17 protein-coding genes and 1 pseudogene are annotated in these 16,601 nt (G+C 43.4%); 3 read left to right on the forward strand and 15 right to left on the reverse strand.

What is annotated here, in order from left to right; all coding sequences use genetic code 11:
- Positions 1-98: 98 nt before the first annotated feature.
- The 8 genes and pseudogenes from GKZ87_12985 to GKZ87_13020 all read right to left on the reverse strand — a co-directional run bounded on the left by GKZ87_12985 (position 99) and on the right by GKZ87_13020 (position 7,728).
- The gene (locus tag GKZ87_12985; GenBank protein QSI26338.1) at positions 99-1,139 is read right to left on the reverse strand and encodes a zinc-ribbon domain-containing protein; all 1,041 of its coding nucleotides are present in this window, start codon (positions 1,137-1,139) and stop codon (positions 99-101) included.
- Between the two features lie 12 nt (positions 1,140-1,151).
- Positions 1,152-1,514, reverse strand: coding sequence for an NINE protein (locus GKZ87_12990; protein ID QSI26339.1), 363 nt, complete (start codon positions 1,512-1,514; stop codon positions 1,152-1,154).
- Between the two features lie 193 nt (positions 1,515-1,707).
- Positions 1,708-2,373, reverse strand: coding sequence for a hypothetical protein (locus GKZ87_12995; GenBank protein ID QSI26340.1), 666 nt, complete (start codon positions 2,371-2,373; stop codon positions 1,708-1,710).
- Positions 2,363-3,844, reverse strand: a complete 1,482-nt coding sequence (locus GKZ87_13000) for a nicotinate phosphoribosyltransferase (GenBank protein ID QSI26341.1) — start codon at positions 3,842-3,844, stop codon at positions 2,363-2,365. Before GKZ87_13000 ends, GKZ87_12995 begins: the two co-directional genes overlap by 11 nt.
- Positions 3,841-4,473 carry an isochorismatase family protein gene (locus GKZ87_13005; protein ID QSI26342.1) on the reverse strand — a complete coding sequence of 211 codons (633 nt, stop codon included), beginning with the start codon at positions 4,471-4,473 and terminating at the stop codon, positions 3,841-3,843. Before GKZ87_13005 ends, GKZ87_13000 begins: the two co-directional genes overlap by 4 nt.
- Positions 4,474-4,700: 227 nt before the next feature.
- Positions 4,701-5,174, reverse strand: a pseudogene (locus GKZ87_13010) (hypothetical protein).
- A 218-nt stretch (positions 5,175-5,392) separates the two neighbouring features.
- Positions 5,393-7,504, reverse strand: coding sequence for a ferrous iron transport protein B (gene feoB / locus GKZ87_13015; protein QSI26343.1), 2,112 nt, complete (start codon positions 7,502-7,504; stop codon positions 5,393-5,395).
- Complete coding sequence (locus tag GKZ87_13020) at positions 7,501-7,728, reverse strand: ferrous iron transport protein A (GenBank protein ID QSI26344.1); 228 nt, start codon at positions 7,726-7,728, stop codon at positions 7,501-7,503. Before GKZ87_13020 ends, feoB begins: the two co-directional genes overlap by 4 nt.
- 187 nt (positions 7,729-7,915) lie before the next feature.
- Between GKZ87_13020 and GKZ87_13025 the strand changes: the two genes are divergently transcribed.
- Positions 7,916-9,247 carry an NADP-specific glutamate dehydrogenase gene (locus GKZ87_13025; GenBank protein ID QSI26345.1) on the forward strand — a complete coding sequence of 444 codons (1,332 nt, stop codon included), beginning with the start codon at positions 7,916-7,918 and terminating at the stop codon, positions 9,245-9,247.
- A gap of 194 nt (positions 9,248-9,441) precedes the next feature.
- Positions 9,442-9,711 (forward strand): hypothetical protein, encoded by a 270-nt coding sequence (locus GKZ87_13030; protein ID QSI26346.1) that lies wholly within the window; start codon positions 9,442-9,444, stop codon positions 9,709-9,711.
- Positions 9,712-9,839: 128 nt separating this feature from the next.
- On the opposite strand, the gene GKZ87_13035 is transcribed toward GKZ87_13030, so the two are convergent.
- Positions 9,840-10,412 carry a guanylate kinase gene (locus GKZ87_13035; GenBank protein ID QSI26347.1) on the reverse strand — a complete coding sequence of 191 codons (573 nt, stop codon included), beginning with the start codon at positions 10,410-10,412 and terminating at the stop codon, positions 9,840-9,842.
- Between the two features lie 350 nt (positions 10,413-10,762).
- Here GKZ87_13035 and GKZ87_13040 point away from each other — a divergent pair, with 350 nt between their 5' ends.
- Positions 10,763-12,427 carry a DUF814 domain-containing protein gene (locus GKZ87_13040; GenBank protein QSI26348.1) on the forward strand — a complete coding sequence of 555 codons (1,665 nt, stop codon included), beginning with the start codon at positions 10,763-10,765 and terminating at the stop codon, positions 12,425-12,427.
- Positions 12,428-12,519: 92 nt separating this feature from the next.
- Here the strand turns inward: GKZ87_13040 and GKZ87_13045 are convergent, their stop codons facing one another.
- The 6 genes from GKZ87_13045 to GKZ87_13070 form a co-directional block, all read right to left on the reverse strand.
- Positions 12,520-12,765: a hypothetical protein gene (locus GKZ87_13045; protein ID QSI27964.1), complete on the reverse strand. Its 246-nt coding sequence runs from the start codon at positions 12,763-12,765 to the stop codon at positions 12,520-12,522.
- 509 nt (positions 12,766-13,274) lie between these two features.
- The gene (locus tag GKZ87_13050; protein QSI26349.1) at positions 13,275-14,291 is read right to left on the reverse strand and encodes an aspartate--ammonia ligase; all 1,017 of its coding nucleotides are present in this window, start codon (positions 14,289-14,291) and stop codon (positions 13,275-13,277) included.
- 153 nt (positions 14,292-14,444) lie between these two features.
- Entirely contained in the window at positions 14,445-14,918 is a 474-nt protein-coding gene (locus tag GKZ87_13055) for a GNAT family N-acetyltransferase (GenBank protein QSI26350.1), read from the reverse strand.
- A 145-nt stretch (positions 14,919-15,063) separates the two neighbouring features.
- Positions 15,064-15,459, reverse strand: coding sequence for a hypothetical protein (locus tag GKZ87_13060; protein ID QSI26351.1), 396 nt, complete (start codon positions 15,457-15,459; stop codon positions 15,064-15,066).
- A 158-nt stretch (positions 15,460-15,617) separates the two neighbouring features.
- Entirely contained in the window at positions 15,618-15,839 is a 222-nt protein-coding gene (locus tag GKZ87_13065) for a hypothetical protein (protein ID QSI26352.1), read from the reverse strand.
- 95 nt (positions 15,840-15,934) lie between these two features.
- The gene (locus tag GKZ87_13070) at positions 15,935-16,345 is read right to left on the reverse strand and encodes a DUF3788 family protein (GenBank protein ID QSI26353.1); all 411 of its coding nucleotides are present in this window, start codon (positions 16,343-16,345) and stop codon (positions 15,935-15,937) included.
- Positions 16,346-16,601 lie beyond the last annotated feature (256 nt).

Genomic DNA, 16,601 nt, shown 5'->3' on the forward strand with positions numbered 1-16,601 from the left:
AAAGGAGTATTTCTTTGCCGCTGCTTCCTAACGGCGAAAAAACACTCCTTTTCTTTTCTATGGTTCCTGTACAAGGCTTTGGTAACACTGTTACTGGCTTACAATTTCTGTCCGCAGGTACTGCAAAATTTACTATCCGCCTCTACTTCCTCCCCGCACTGCGGGCAGTATTTCTTCGTAATAAGAGAGGCCCCGCATTCACAGCAGAATTTAGCCTCCTCCTTATTCAGTTCTCCGCAGTTCGGACATTTGATACGAATCACTTCCTTGACAACCGACTCCTGCGGCTGTGCAGCAGCGGTATTCATCTGCTGGGCAAAGGCAAATCCTGCGCCAAGTCCTGCAATACCTCCGCTTTGCTGTGCTGCATCCCGCATTGCCCGAGACTGCTGCCACTGCTGGAAATTCTGCATATTTCCACTGACTAAATTGATTCCTGACTGCTCATCGATAAATTTCTCAACCTCCTCGGGAAGCGAGATATTTTCAATATTGATCATCAGCAGACTGATTCCCATCGTTTCCATTTTCTCATTCGCACTGTCTCTGGCAGCTTCGGAAATCTCACGAAGCTTGCTTGCTAGCTCTACAACACGTATTTTTTCCTCGGCGATGACATCAATCAGACTTTCAATCACAATTGAACGTACAAACTCAATTACATCCTCTGTCTGATAGATCATCTGTACACCAACCAGTTCGCGCATGAACTTCTCAACATCCACAACCCGTAGAGAGAATGTTCCAAAACCGCGTACTCGAACCACACCGAAAGTAGGATCCTCTATGATAAACGGGTTCTTCGTTCCCCACTTGTTATCTGTCAGTGCCTTTAGGCTGACAAAAAACAGATCACTGATAATCGGGGAGCGAAAGCCGTATTTCCAGCTCTGCAGTGTGGAAAGAATCGGCAGGTTCTCCGTATTCAGTGTATAGGAGCCTGCGGAAAATACATCTGCCAGTTCCCCCTTGTTCATAAATACTGCAGCCTGACTTTCTCTGACAATTAGCTTTGCCCCCTGCTTAATTTCATTATCACGGCTATTTCTCTGATATTTTAAAACAATCAGGTTATTCATGTCCCTATCATTTTCAATTACATCAATAAATTGCCCCATCAAAAGATCACTGAATCCCATTAGCTTATCCTCCTATCGTACAATATAATCACCGTTTGCATCCTTAAATTTATTGGTAGCTATCATGAACAGGTCATAAAACCAGCCAAGCATAAAAAAACCCATAGTTACCATATATAGCAACGCACGTCCCCATTTTCCCGTATAAAAATTATGAAGGCCCAGGGGACCGCTGAACAAGGCAAGCAAAAACGTCACCATTTTGCTTTTATCACTGTCATGAATTTCTCGTCCTTTTCCCTGCTCTGTTTTCTTCTGTCTTACTGCTTCCTGCTGCACTGCATCCATCGCTACATCGTAATCTGTATTCTCACTGCCGCAGTATGGACAGCATCTGCTGTTTTCAATCTCTGCACCACATTGCTTACATTTCATTATGTTCTCTCCTTACCTTACTCTAATATTATACAGTGAACTTGTTCGCTGTGCAATTCATTTCACTACGCATTTTCCACAGGACTATAAAAACAGAAGCTTTACTCTGCTTCCATTTTAATAATAGTATATGTGAAAATATGATACAGCGGCAGCTGTAAATTCCGATTGACCGAAATTTGTCTGTTTCTGTCTATTTTCCCGCAATATTACGCTCATAAAATTTCTCATAAACGTTTGTAAAGAAATTTCCCTTGCCTGTTTTATGATAGCGCATAATCAGCAGTGTCAACAGGATACCTGCCACAGTTGCACATAAAACATCGGTTATTGTATCATGCACTCCTTGCGTATAGTGATTGATACAGTCATTGTTGAAGAAGATCAGCATGGCATACTCATAAAATTCCCAAATTTCTCCAACCGCGATATTCACCGCATTGATAAACACCAGAAACACATGATAATCCTTCTTATCCGGAAAGGTATTGGTCTTTTTCAGATAAAAATACAAAATTACCGCCAGTGTGGTAATGAACCAGCCACTTGAAAAATGCAGTACCTTATCAAAGCCCAGATAGGAATACCAGTGATAGCTGCTTCCGATCAGTGATGCGAAATACGTAAAAACCGTCGATACGATATAGATTTCATAAACCGGCTTAAAATGCAGCAGCTTGAATGCCACTGGTACAATCAGTGGTGTCAGCATCGCCACAAAGCCCATTCCAAGTGCATTATAGTCCTGAATCATGAAGTTGTGATACAGGGCATATACCAGTGTAACGATATAAATTGCCGCACAGATATAGAGAACCTTCTTCAGCAGGTTTTCACGGCGTTCCAACTTATCCGGCATGCTTTACATCCTCCAGCATTTTCAGCTTCAGCTCCAGCAGCTGCTTACTGAGATCCACATAATAGGTCTGCGGATATTCAAAGCGTAAAATCTCATCCCACATACAGGAAAATTCCTGTTCACTGTAGGTGCGGATTTGTTGAAGATCCGGTACCTCATACACCAACTCTCCATTTAAAAAGATCGGTTCCAGCAAATCGCGCAGAATATAGCTGCCACCTGCTATGGTCTTATTCTTCCAGCTGTTCATCTGATGGTAAATCGTCAAATCCCTGTTTGGATCAAGTGCCTCCCCGTGAATCGTCATAATATCCCCTACTGCCTTGCCGCTTTCCTTATCGTAGATGCGGTACAGGTCTTTATAGCCGGGATTGGTTACCTTTTCAACATTTTCGCTGACCTTTATTTTTGGAATCATCGTATCTCCGTCAAAGATAGAGCTCATTTTATATACACCGCCGAATACCGGTGCGGATTTACTGCAAACCAGGTTTTCACCAACCCCCATGCTGTTGATCTGCGCCCCCTGTGAAATCAGGGATTGGATCAGATATTCATCCAGAGAGTTGGAAATCACGATATTGCAGTCCTCCATACCCGCCTCATCCAGAGCCTTGCGGATTTTTTTAGACAGATATGCCATATCGCCGCTGTCAATACGCACACCCTGCAAACGATAGCCGTTGGGCTCCAGATATTCCTTTGCGACCCGAATGGCATTCACAAGACCACTCTTGAGCGTATTATAGGTATCCAGCAATACAGTACAGCTATCAGGATAGGTTTTCGCATATGCCAGAAATGCATCGTATTCACTGTCAAAGGATTGCACAAAGGAATGTGCCATAGTACCAAGTACCGGCATGCCGAATTTCTGCCCGGCATAGGTGGTTGCCGTACCTGCAACACCGCCAATAAAGGCGGCTCTTGCCCCGTAATTGGCCGCATCGAAATTATGTGCACGACGGGCACCGAATTCCATAATGGCTCTGCCCTGTGCAGCACGGACAATTCGTTTTGCCTTCGTCGCAATCAGCGTTTGATGATTCACACACAAAAGCATCGCGGTTTCCAGCAGCTGAGCCTCAATGATTTTCGCCTTTACGCGAATGAGCGGCTCATAAGGGAATACCGGGGTTCCCTCCTTCACTGCATAGATATCGCCGGTAAAAATAAAATGGCGCAAATAATCGAGAAATTCATCCGTAAAGCGGTTCAGTGAACGCAGATAGGCAATATCACTGTCCTCAAAATGCAGATTCTGAATATAGCCGATGATCTCCTCCAGTCCGGCAAATACCGCATAGCCTCCGCTATCCGGGTTTCTGCGATAAAACAGATCAAAGGTGACAATACGATCCTTGTGATCGGAATTGAAGTAACACTGACTCATGGTCAGCTCATAAAAATCCATAACCAGGCTTAAATTGCGCTCATCACGGAAATCGAATTTATAATCCAGGCTTTTCATAGGCTGTCCTCTCTTTCCAGTTCGGAAACAATGCGGATACCGTTTGCCTCCATATTGCGGATACTGAATTCATTACAGGATATTGCATCATGAATACCGTCAATATGATACGTATCAACACAGTTCAGCGGCACAAGAATGCGCTGCTCTGTCTTATTATGCTCATTCAGCCATGCGTTCAGACATAAAGCAAATTGCAAAATGCAAATATCCGTACAGCAGCCGGTGATTACGATATCTCGGTAATCATCCAGGCGTTCCTTCAGAAAGCTTTGAAAATCCGGACATGTAAAGGTATTTGTAGAATTTTTCCGCATCAGCTCCTGTACATGCGGCTTTAATTCCTGAATGACCTCACTTTCTATCGTCCCTGTTACACAATGGGAGGGATAGGAAATAAATTCACGTGTTTTCGGTGGATGGGAATCGGCAATGAAAATAACACGCTGCTGTGCATCCCTGATCAGATTCTCAATATTGGGGGTCACCTCATGGATTGCTTCATCATGCAAAGCCCCCGTATGCACGAACCCTTCAATCATATCCACAACAAATACGATGGGATCCTTCAGCTCTTTCATTGAAAGAGGTGCGTATGCTTCTAAAAACTGTTCACTTACTCTAGCCATGGGAATCTCCTTTAAAATTTTACTTATACGATATTTATTATAGTCTTTTTTTCTTCAATTTGAAACAGAATGCGAAAAATTTCATTCCCTGTTATATATGCTGTACGCACATTATAGAACAATACCTGAAGTATACCGATAGAAAAAAAACGCTTTGACAGCCTCTCCTGCATAATATAAAGGGAGAATATACATTGCATCCGGTAGGAAAGATAAAACACACAGAATCAGCTATTTTTGGAGCATTTTGCCGCATCTATGGCAAGGACGATCATCAGACAAAGCAGTGCATGTCCCTGCTGGCGGATATCCAGTACATACGTATCCGTAACATGAAAAAGCTCCTTGCTGGCCTGCATGATGATGCCCTGGGATTCGCTGATTACATCGTATTCTCACTCCATAAAATTTCCATGAATCGTCCAATCATTGCAGGACAGATGAAACTTTGGTCGGAAGAATGAAAATTCTTTTTCTATATAGCCGATACAAGCATCATTCATATACATGCGAAAGCGTGGCAGAAAGGTAAAGACCTCTTCTTTGATTTCTCCCAGCTGTTCCTGATATGCATTATAGATTATCAACCGGTGTCCCCAGGCCAGCCTTCCCTCCACCGTATAAACTGTATTCCCGTTTTCATCATATATGTCATAGCTGTCGAACCAGCTAAACATCCGCTGTTTAAATAATAATTTCATACATTTGCCCCTTCCTTTACTTTCCATTATACAGGAAAAAGCGGCAAAAGAAAAACGGAAAGCATACCATGGCAAAGGGTTCTTATGCTCTTACAGCAGTATTGCTTGCGGTATACAGGCATTGAATCACTTATTGGTGACAGCTTCCCTGTATTTCTAAATTATCCGCTATTCTTAATTAGCATAAGAGCCTGTTTGTATGCAATCCGTTGCTTTCCTTATAGAAAGATTGAGAAAAACTGATAGACAAAGAGTGATAAGAGATAAGGCACCACCAGCATGACAGCCAGGGTCATAAGCAGCTGTTTTTTCCCATATTCATGATACACCGCCTGCAGTGTCATGATACAGGGAATACTAAGCAGCACATAAACCATAAAGCTGAATGCCTTAATTCCGGCATCCCTTCCCTGCCAAAGTGCCTGTATATGTGAAACCTGCTGTGCATCCTGTGCCGTAAGTGAACCACGTGCTGGAATAAGGAAGCCTGCACTATCCTTGAGGGCAGCTCCCCCTTTGTATACAATATCACGAATATCCCCTGCAATATCGACGGATATTGCTTCCTCCTGCTTTGGCTTCTGCAGTACTGTATCAAAAAAGCCTACAATGGTTTCCTTTGCGATGATGCCTCCGGGAAGTGCAGCCACACATTCCCAGCGGTCGCCGAAGCCAAGCGGCGCAAACACAGGCTGTACAAGCCTTGCCCCCTGTGCCAGAAAGCTGCTTTCCACCTCTCCGGTAGGGAAATACGTCAGTCCCCATAATATGACCATGGCCCACAAGACGATTCCACACGCTTTTCGCACATAGCTTTTTACTTCCTCCTTCACCTTATGCAGCACAACACGCAGAGAAGGCAGACGATAGGGAGGCAGCTCCAGCACCATGAGTGCATCATCGTGAAATACTGGAAAGCGGGAAGCGATCAGTGCGAGTATGAGTGCCATGAGGATTCCGATGCCATATATACTCAGCATCATCAGTGCTGCCTTATTTGGAAAAAAGGCAGAGGCAAACAGTACATAGACAGGCAGCCGGGCACCACAGGACATAAAGGGCACAAGCAGTGCCGTCAGCCGCTTCTGCTGTTCATTATCCAGTGTCCGCGTTGCATAGATGGCGGGTACATTGCAGCCAAAGCCCAGCATAAGAGAGACAAAGCTCTTGCCGCTGAGATGAAAGGAATGCATCAGACGATCCAGCAGAAATGCGATTCGTGCCATATAGCCGCTTTCCTCTAATACGGACAATACAAAATACAGCAGCGCCATCAGCGGAGCGAACACCAGGACGCCGCCTACCCCGGCAAGGATGCCCTGCAGCAGAAACTGCCGCACGATGGAAGGTGCCCATTGCAATGCCCAGGCTACATAGCGTGCCAATACATCCTGTATAAGATAACCGATATAATCATTCAACGGCGCCGAAGCCTGAAAGACAAACAGCAAAAGAAAGGAAAAGACGATCAGAAATAACGGAAGTCCTAGCCATCGATGCAGAACCAGCGCATCAATACGCTCACTTCTTGCATAGCGCTTTTTTTGATCCTCCTCTACATGGCGCATCAGTGACTCTACCGCTTGGCAGTTCTCCCTGCGCAGCACCTCCTCATCCATATCCTGACACAGCTCATGCAATGCCATAGTATCCATATGCCATGCGGCAAACTGCTTCCATACAAGCGCATCCCCTCTCAGACAGCCCATACTCATATAATGAATACGGATTTGATCCGCTTCCACAGAAGCCGGGATATGCTGTTCAATATAATTATAGACAGCACTGTAGCATGCATCCGCCCCCTCACTCAGCAGCGGATGATAAAACACTGCCTTTTGTACCACCTGTCTTTGTATCGCTTTGCGCACCTCTTTGTAATGGCTGCGGTCAAACGCGGAATATGCCAGAATCGGTATTCCCAGCCGTCTCGTCAAAGCCGCCGTATCAATACGAATGCCGTATGCCTTCACCTCATCCATAAAATTAAAAATCAGCAGCATGGGAAGCTGCAGCTCCCGCAGCAGCAGTGTCAGCATGAGGTTTCGTCCAAGATTTGTCGCATCCAGCACATTAACAATCAGATCGATTGCTTCTGTTTTGAGATATTGTGCGGTAATGCTTTCCTCATTTCCGCTGTTTTCCAAGGAATAGGTACCGGGAAGATCTACAAAATGATAGGTATCCTCACCCCATTGCACAAATGCTTCCTTCTTCTCAACCGTGACACCCGGCCAGTTGCCAACCTTGAAATCTGCATCACTCAGCGCATTGATCCATGCACTCTTACCGACATTCGGATTACCGACAAACGCTACATGATAGTTCATATTATCACCTCCACCTCAATACAAGCCGCATCCTGATTTCGCAGAATGATCTGATTCCCTGCCGCAAAATACAGACAGGGATCCTTCATCGGCGCAAAGCGTACCTTTTGTACATGCGCACCTGGATATATACCGAGATAAAACAGACGATCCGCATCCTTTTTTCTCATATGCATACCGGTTACTACTGTATTTTCTCCTACCTGTACATCACACAGTCTCATTATTCATCACCTGTCATATAGTGTATATGGGAGCTGAATAAAACACCGTCAGAAAAAGACGATGAATTATGGTTCTATTTTTCAATGCCTATGAATATATTTTCACAAGTATGAAAAAATTCATTTTTTTATTTTCATTTTTAAGGTTTGCGTATATAATAGAAACAGGCTAAAGGAGGAAATTACTATGGCTAAACTAGATTATGTAAAAGAAGCAGTCGTCAAACGCAATCCAAATGACGCAGAATTCATCCAAGCTGTCGATGAAGTCCTGCTGTCACTGGAAAAGGTCGCAGATAAACATCCGGAATACATCGAAAAAGGAGTCTTTGAAAGAATCGTTGAGCCGGAACGCCAGATCATCTTCCGTGTACCATGGGTGGATGACAGCGGTAAGCTGCAGGTAAACAGAGGATTCCGTGTGGAATTTAATTCCGCCATCGGGCCTTACAAGGGCGGACTTCGCTTTCACCCAAGTGTAAATATTTCCATTATCAAATTTCTGGGATTTGAACAGATTTTCAAAAATTCCCTGACCGGACTTCCTATGGGAGGCGGTAAAGGTGGCAGTGACTTTGATCCGAAAGGAAAAAGTGATGCGGAAATCATGCGGTTCTGCCAGAGCTTTATGACAGAGCTGTGCAAATATATCGGACCGGATACAGATGTACCGGCTGGGGATATCGGTGTCGGCGGACGTGAGATTGGTTATATGTTCGGCCAGTACAAGCGTATCCGTAATGAGTTTACCGGTGTTCTGACTGGTAAGGGATTGAACTGGGGTGGTTCTCTGGCTAGAACACAGGCAACTGGATACGGCTTATGCTATTTCACAGAGGCGATGCTGAAGGATAACGGTACCTCCTTCCAGGGTAAAAAGGTCGTTGTCAGCGGTAGCGGCAATGTAGCTATATACGCTGCAGAAAAAGCAACACAGCTGGGGGCAACCGTAATCGCAATGAGTGATTCCAGTGGATATATCGTGGATGAAAACGGTGTTAATCTGGATGTCATGAAGGAAATCAAGGAAGTTAAACGCGGACGTATTAAGGAATATGCAGATGCTGTAGAGGGGGCTGTGTTTCATGCTGCAGAAAGCATCTGGAATACACCATGTGATATCGCACTGCCTTGTGCAACACAGAACGAGCTGCATAAAAGCGATGCAGAGACACTGATTAAAAACGGCTGTATCGCAGTTTGCGAAGGGGCAAACATGCCGACAACACCGGATGCAATCGAGGTATTACAGGCAAATCAGATTCTGTATGCTCCTGGTAAGGCAAGCAATGCCGGCGGTGTTGCGACTTCCGGTCTGGAAATGTCTCAGAACTCCGCACGTCTGTCCTGGACGTTTGAAGAGGTAGATGCCAAGCTGAAGGATATCATGGAAAACATTTTCCGTACGGTATCAAAAACAGCAGCGGAATACGGTCTTGGTAAAAACTATATGGCCGGAGCAAATATCGCAGGCTTCATCAAGGTTGCGGATTCCATGATTGATCAGGGAATCGTATAATTTCCATATAAAAAAGAGAAACGGAGAAGACTTTGTGCACACTTGTACGGAAGTCTTCCGTTTTTTTGTGATCTGCTGGTGGCACTGCCGAGAAACGCAGTCTCTTACTTTTTCCTTACAGTCTTTATACAAATTTCTTACTGTCGTACTCTTTGTTTTATTGATATGGTATGCTGTAGCCGTGAGGTGAACATATGAAGAAGAAACATATGGTATATGCAATGCTAGGTGTATATGCTTTGTACAGTATCTGCACACCCTTTGGTGCCATGAAGCTGCAGGCGTTGATTATCAGCCGCAATCCGGCTGTTTATTTCAACCGTATGGAACCGTCTGTTTTTGGTGAACCATATTATACCTTTCAGAATGATGTGCGTGATTATGACACCGGTAATACATTGGGCGATTTTACATACCGGCGTACGTTTCTGCTGGTGACAGCAGAGTATGTGGGATTTTCATAAGCGAATAAAGCGCTTATTCACAAGCCTTGCGTATGCCAAGGCTTTGGTTGAATTATTCAAAAGTCCTGTTTCTAAGCATCCATTGTCGTAGACGCGCTTTTCGAAAAAAAACACACCCTTACAGTGTGTTATTCATCAATCTCCATGTGCCGCTTAATAATGGTAGAAATCATATCTGCCGCTAATTGCGGATCATCATTGCAAACGATGTATTTGTAGTTGTTCACCATCTTGATTTCCTTGCTTGCCTTTGCCAAACGCTGCTGTACGATTTCTTCCGGCTCGCTTCTTCTACCGCGGATACGCTTTTCCAGCTCCTCCATGCTCGGTGGAATGATAAAAATGGTCAATGCCTCCGGACATTTTTCACGTACCTGCGTAGCGCCTTGCACCTCAATTTCCAGCAGAACATTTTTTCCTTCATTACGCAGCTTTTCTACCTGTGACATCGGAGTACCGTAGTAGTTGCCTACAAATTCTGCCCATTCCAAAAGTTCGCCGTCATGAATTGCCTGTTCAAACTCTTCCTTCGTTGTAAATATGTAATCGACGCCGTCCTTTTCACCTTGTCTCGGTGATCTGGTTGTCATGGAAATGGAATACGCAAGCTTCAGGGATTCATCATTCATAAAGCAATTACGCACAGTTCCTTTTCCTACACCGCTTGGCCCGCTGATAATAATCAATAAACCTTTTTTCATGAGCACACCCCTTACTATTCTTACATTCATTTTACTAGCGGAATCCATGCTTGTCAAACGGGTTTCCAACTTTTTTAAGCTTTTCACATAAAATAGTTACGAATCTTTGAGAAACAGGAGGTGATGAATAAGGAAATACAAGAAAACGGCATGCACATATCTTTTACATAATCAGAAACCGGAGAAAGGATATGCACTTTATTTTCCTGAAAACTGTTTAGCTTCATAACAACCAAGCAGAAAGTACATACTCAGCTTTGCCGGTTAAACAGCTACTCAGATGCTTCTGTCCCAAATCCATACAGCAATTCTATTTCATATATGGTATAATGTAGCAACGAGGTGAGATTATGGCATTAGATGGATTACTGCTTCACCAGGTACAGAAGGAGCTTCACGAATTTCTGCCTGCCAAGCTGACAAAACTACAGCAGATCAGCGATACGGAGCTGCTGTTTACCATACGGACAACAAAGGGTACACGCAGACTGATGATATCCCTGCATAGCGTATATAACCGCATTAACCTGACACAGGAGTCCTATACAACCATGGAAACTCCGAACAATTTTCTTATGCTGCTGAGAAAGCAGATCGATGGAGGAATCCTTCGTTCTCTGGAACAGGTAGGACTTGACCGTGTTCTGCATATGGTCATTGAAGCCAGAGATGAGCTTGGCGATATTCATGACCGCCATTTATATATTGAGCTGATGGGAAAATATGCGAATATGATTCTGGTTGATGAAGACGGACGCATTCTGGATGCCCTCAAGCGCATACCGCCTTTTGAAAACAACCGGCGTACCATTCATCCGGGAGCCGTATTCCAGCTTCCTGCACCGCATACAGGAAAGCAGGATCCCTTTCACTACGATCATATCGATCTGCAGGAATCCTTTACCAAACAGTTTCACGGCTTTTCGCCTTTACTATCAAAGGAAATGCAGTACCGAATGGCGAACGGCCAGTCCTTCGATGAGGTTATGCAGCTGATTGCTGCCTCTGATCAGCTCTTTCTAAGCGATGTTGCGGATAAGACATATTTCCACTGTATTCCCTTGACACATCTGGGTGTGGAAGCACGGAAATATCCATTGATGAAGGGGATGGATCTGCTGTTTTTCCAGAAAGAGGAAAAGGTTCGTATCAAGCAGCAAAGCGGAGATTTATTTCGTGCGGTACGCAAGGAGCTGCATAAGAACACATCCAAATATCCCAAGCTGCAGCAAACGCTGGAGGAAGCAATGGATTGTGAAAAGTACAGAGAATACGGGGATCTGCTGTTTGCCTATATGAGCAGTATAGAACGCGCTGAGGTCGTTACCCTGCCATCATTTGAAACAGGAGAGGATGTCAGAATACCGTTGGATATGCGCTTTGATATCAAGGGAAATGCGAACCGCTATTATCAGAAATATCATAAAAGCAAGCGCGCACAGTCCATTCTTCAGGAACAGATTGCGCTGTGTGAAAAGGAAATCCGTTATTTTGAGTCCATGGAGGTACAGCTGGAACAGGCAACCGTGCAGGATGCTATGGAGATACGTGAAGAGCTTGCCAGACAGGGCTATGTCAAGGCTGCCAGAACACGGATTCGCAAGAAAAAGAAGCAGGAGCTTCCGCATTATGAAACCTTTGTCTTTGATGATGTGCTTGTTTATGTCGGCAAAAACAATTTACAAAATGATTATGTTACCTGGCGGTTAGGGAAAAAAAGCGATACCTGGCTGCATGCCAAGGATCTGCATGGTGCCCATGTCGTCATAACATGCGAACATCCAAAGGAAGAAATACTGCGCAATGCCGCTATGCTTGCCGCCTGGTATAGCAACGGCCGTTATTCCTCCAGCGTCCCTGTGAATTACTGCAATATTCGGCAGCTGAAGAAAATACCCGGCAATAAGGGCAGCTTCGTTTCCTTATCCAGCTACAAAACGATTTACATTGATCCGGAACCTGCCGGTATCCAACGGCTGATGGATGAGCATCTGACAACACAGAAAAAGCATTAGAATTCCGATAATGTAAATATAAAAAAGCTGCGCACGCATGATATCACATTGCACGCAGCTTTTTTCATATGCTGATAACTATTACCATAGGATTAGTATTTCTGCCAATACTTGCGAAAGATTTGAATACCGGCAAATACGATGAGCTCTACAAGGAATATCCCCAGTGCAATGCCCATCAGATCCCATGGCAGAATATAATCTGTTGCCGCCTTCCCCATCATTACAATGGAAGGAGAAAGCATATAGCTGAAGAGCCCGTTATTGATAACGTACAGGCCCGCAAGAATCAGCAATACCACCTGTGCAAGCTTAGGAAGAAATTCCTGCAGAATCAGAAATGCAGTAAGAATTACCAGACCAAGCGCCAGATAAACCATAACTCCCTGTAATACACTATCCCATATAAAATATCCGCGTACGCCTTCTCCTATGCCGATAAATACTGCACTCAGCAGCGCACTCAGCAAATAAGCTCCGATTACCAGCCTTATGCGCTCCTTCGCATTCTGCTGACATTCCCTATACAGATAGAGAAGAAAGCAGGAAAACAGAATCCAGGATAAGGCTACAGAAACCTGATCAACAAAGAAAAGACTATAGGCAATACAGGCAAGCATCATCCCTATTGTCATATATTTATATGATTGCTTCATCAAATGAGCACCTTTCCGATACCTATTGAAAGTTATCTATGTATGGATACTATACCATATTTCATATAGCAGGACAATAGGCAAAGCCTAATACCCGCATTCCGTTTTCATCCTGTTTTTATTTTTCCCTACATGTCTTCATCCTCCTGCCGATTTTTAAACAGGGAAAAGAAAAAGGACACAAACATGTCCTATAACAATACAATATTATGCTTTTCACATTCCTCACGCATTGCATCACTCCACTGTGATACCTGCACCTCTCCGATATGTGCCTTATTCAACAGAATTAAACAGATTCTTGACTGTCCGATTCCCCCGCCAATGGTCAGTGGAAGCTCATCCTGCAGCAGCATCTTATGAAATGGAAGCTCCTTGCGTTCCTCACAGCCTGCTTTTTTCAGCTGCTCCTCCAATGCCTTCGCATCGACGCGAATCCCCATACTGCTAATTTCCAGCACCGTATCAAGAATTGGATAATACAGCAGAATGTCTCCATTCAATGACCAGTCATCATAATCCGGTGCTCGTCCGTCATGCTTCCTGCCACTGTTCAGCGTATCACCGATTTTCATAAGGAACACCGTTTTATGCTGCTTTACGATTTCATATTCCCGCTCCTTCGGCGTCAAATCCGGAAAACGATCCTCTAATTCCTGCGTGGTGATGAAATACACATCCTCCTGGATAAACGGCATCAGGTTTTCATATACGATATCCAGTTCCTTCTCCGTTTCCTTCAGAGCCTTCATGATATTGCGCACTGTCATTTTCAAAAAATCCATTGTCCGGTTTTCTCTGCTGATAATTTTTTCCCAGTCCCATTGATCCACATAACAGGAATGCAGATTATCCAGCACCTCATCCCGACGAATTGCATTCATATCCGTATAAATTCCCTTGCCGACATTCAGATTATATCGTTTCAATGCCATTCTCTTCCATTTTGCCAGCGAATGTACAATTTGATAGTCTTCCCCTTCAATTTCCATAATATCAAATGCAACTGGACGTTCCGTACCATTCAGATCATCATTCAGACCGCTGCTTTTTGAAACATACAGTGGAGCAGATATACGCATCAAATTCAAATGATGCGCTAACCGTCGTTCAAACAGATCCTTCACGTATTTGATGGCGATTTCTGTGGATATGATATCCAGCTTGTTCTCATAATATTTTGGTATGACCAGATCTTCAACTGCCATAGCTTCACTCCTCTTTCATATACTTATTCATTATACATGATTTTATTTACAAAATATATCTTTTTTTGAAATATTTTTCAATAATTTCCAAATCACTTACAGAATCTTTCATCCATACCAAAAAAATAGAGAACGATGATGTTCTCTAATCGCTTATTTATATTTTTTAAACAGATACAGCTTTCCGAATTCTTCTCTTTGAAAGCCGTTTGTTTCCAGCACATGCATCGATGCTGTATTCTTTTTTTCTACCAGTGCATATATGGACAAAAGCTGCAGCTGGTCAAAAGCCTCCACACACAAATCATGAATTGCCTTTTGCATGATACCCTGATGCCAGAATTCCACCCCCAGCCAGTAGGACAGCTCTGCACTGCTGCTCGTTTTCTTTTCACACTCCAGAAAGCCGCACACTTTCCCATCCTTTTCCACTGCACGAAACAGATACCGCTGAGGATCTGCACTCTGATAAAAATGTATTGTCGATACTGCATTCAGAAATGTATCCGGATATAAATATTTCCACACTCTTTGCTTTACATAATAAGGATGCATGGACAGGCTGTGAAGCTCCATGGCATCTTCCACATCCCAGGGACGCACCATAACTGTCATATTGATCACCATGGTATAGTATGCACAAATCCCAGCTTTGTAAACAGTTTCTACTGCATTCCAGCATTTTTTAGCATGCAGTTAACGTGATTCCCAAGATGCATATATATGATTCACAATTCATAACGTATTCAGCGCTTCGTGAATCTGACACTATCTACTTTTTCTCATAGAGGATTTGAATATCCCCATCGACAAAGCCGACACCAACACCGGCATATGCCTTCAGCTTATCAGCATATTTTCCATTGCGCAGATATTCTGTAAGCTTTGTACTCATTTCCATAAGAATCTGATTCCAGTCAGCTTCCTCAATCCATGTATACGGTGTTTCTCTTGTCACGAACACTTCTTCACACGCCCAATCTGAATCATTTGCGTCGAAGTCCTCCGTACCGGCAAATTCAACTGACCATTGCCAGTCCTCCTGCTCATACAGATTGAAATTCACAGCCATGATATCCTGGGGCAGCGGTGTGCATAAAATGAAATCTAACCATTCTTCAAAGCTCTCCATATCATCATCACCCTTCTTCTGTCTGTATTCTATCATATCTGCACTCTTTCGTCATGCATACATACAAGAAAAAAGGATATACAGCACCTATCCTTGTTCTCTTATATGTATTTCAATCATCTGCTGTACAAAGATTACATGCTTTTTCAGATAAAGCATTCAGCTCGTTCACTTCCGGTATTTTCCATCAGGGGCTATCTGTCAGCAATATCCTCACCATTGATTATAAACGTTTCACAGCGCGTACAATAATATGCTGAAACAGCAGCCGGTACCAAAGTTTGCTCAGCGATTTGTATATCCTGAGCATTGCTCGGATAAATCTTTAACAGGTGTTTTTTTTCAGAAAAGATGATATGGGAGGCCGCCTGTATATACCCCTTTCTCATTTCTTTGCCACAATACGGACACAGCATATTGAAATCCTCCTGCTTTCTTATTTATAAATATTGGATAGAGCTTTCTTTTCATGATTTCTGTTATATTTGACCACAAGGCCTAGTATTCTATATTAGAAGCATCGCAAATACAGCAGCCTCTGTATGTCCTCCATATGCTGCTCATCACTTACACGGTAGTGAATCCAGCCGCCGTTCCCACAGGGATATTTATTGTCGATATATTCCCTTGCATAGGGCTTCAGTTGTTCATACAGCGAAGCGTATTGCTGGTCGGAGAGACGCATCATGACTGTAAATGCTCCTGCCTCTGCAAACACGTTGCATATCAGCTTCTTTTTCTTACGATGTGCAATTCCCCAGCCATACTGATTTCCATAGGGAAATGTGATACTCTGTTCTGTTTTACATGTTTCAGACAGCCATGTATTCAATTTTGTAAACAATTCCGCATTGACTCCGCAGTAGGCAGACATCTGTAAAAATGTTGGCTGCTCCTGTTTGTTCAGCATTCTCTCATACATCGTGTTTACCTTCCTTTCTCGTTAATAAAGCTTTTGTGTTTTCATTATACCATTTGCAACAGCATCCGTCATTATTTTCCAATATCTCATATACATTTTTATGCTTTGATATTTCAGAAACCTTTCTTTTTCTTATACGTCTCCTAGGTTTTAAATATTTCATATGCTTTGTTTATTTTAAACATCAGATGCCTATCTATACGTTATATACTTTTCATATTTTTATATGCAATCTTATTTTCCCTATACATTATCT

Source organism: Erysipelotrichaceae bacterium 66202529, from assembly GCA_017161075.1.
Classification (GTDB): domain Bacteria; phylum Bacillota_I; class Bacilli_A; order Erysipelotrichales; family Erysipelotrichaceae; genus Clostridium_AQ.

Coding starts and splice junctions, on each gene's coding strand:
- GKZ87_12985 (QSI26338.1), bottom strand. CDS start 1,139: ATGGGATTCAGTGATCTTTTGATGGGGCAATTTATTGATGTAATTGAA.
- GKZ87_12990 (QSI26339.1), bottom strand. CDS start 1,514: ATGAAATGTAAGCAATGTGGTGCAGAGATTGAAAACAGCAGATGCTGT.
- GKZ87_12995 (QSI26340.1), bottom strand. CDS start 2,373: ATGCCGGATAAGTTGGAACGCCGTGAAAACCTGCTGAAGAAGGTTCTC.
- GKZ87_13000 (QSI26341.1), bottom strand. CDS start 3,844: ATGAAAAGCCTGGATTATAAATTCGATTTCCGTGATGAGCGCAATTTA.
- GKZ87_13005 (QSI26342.1), bottom strand. CDS start 4,473: ATGGCTAGAGTAAGTGAACAGTTTTTAGAAGCATACGCACCTCTTTCA.
- feoB (QSI26343.1), bottom strand. CDS start 7,504: ATGAACTATCATGTAGCGTTTGTCGGTAATCCGAATGTCGGTAAGAGT.
- GKZ87_13020 (QSI26344.1), bottom strand. CDS start 7,728: ATGAGACTGTGTGATGTACAGGTAGGAGAAAATACAGTAGTAACCGGT.
- GKZ87_13025 (QSI26345.1), top strand. CDS start 7,916: ATGGCTAAACTAGATTATGTAAAAGAAGCAGTCGTCAAACGCAATCCA.
- GKZ87_13030 (QSI26346.1), top strand. CDS start 9,442: ATGAAGAAGAAACATATGGTATATGCAATGCTAGGTGTATATGCTTTG.
- GKZ87_13035 (QSI26347.1), bottom strand. CDS start 10,412: ATGAAAAAAGGTTTATTGATTATTATCAGCGGGCCAAGCGGTGTAGGA.
- GKZ87_13040 (QSI26348.1), top strand. CDS start 10,763: ATGGCATTAGATGGATTACTGCTTCACCAGGTACAGAAGGAGCTTCAC.
- GKZ87_13050 (QSI26349.1), bottom strand. CDS start 14,291: ATGGCAGTTGAAGATCTGGTCATACCAAAATATTATGAGAACAAGCTG.
- GKZ87_13055 (QSI26350.1), bottom strand. CDS start 14,918: ATGGTGATCAATATGACAGTTATGGTGCGTCCCTGGGATGTGGAAGAT.
- GKZ87_13060 (QSI26351.1), bottom strand. CDS start 15,459: ATGATAGAATACAGACAGAAGAAGGGTGATGATGATATGGAGAGCTTT.
- GKZ87_13065 (QSI26352.1), bottom strand. CDS start 15,839: ATGCTGTGTCCGTATTGTGGCAAAGAAATGAGAAAGGGGTATATACAG.
- GKZ87_13070 (QSI26353.1), bottom strand. CDS start 16,345: ATGTATGAGAGAATGCTGAACAAACAGGAGCAGCCAACATTTTTACAG.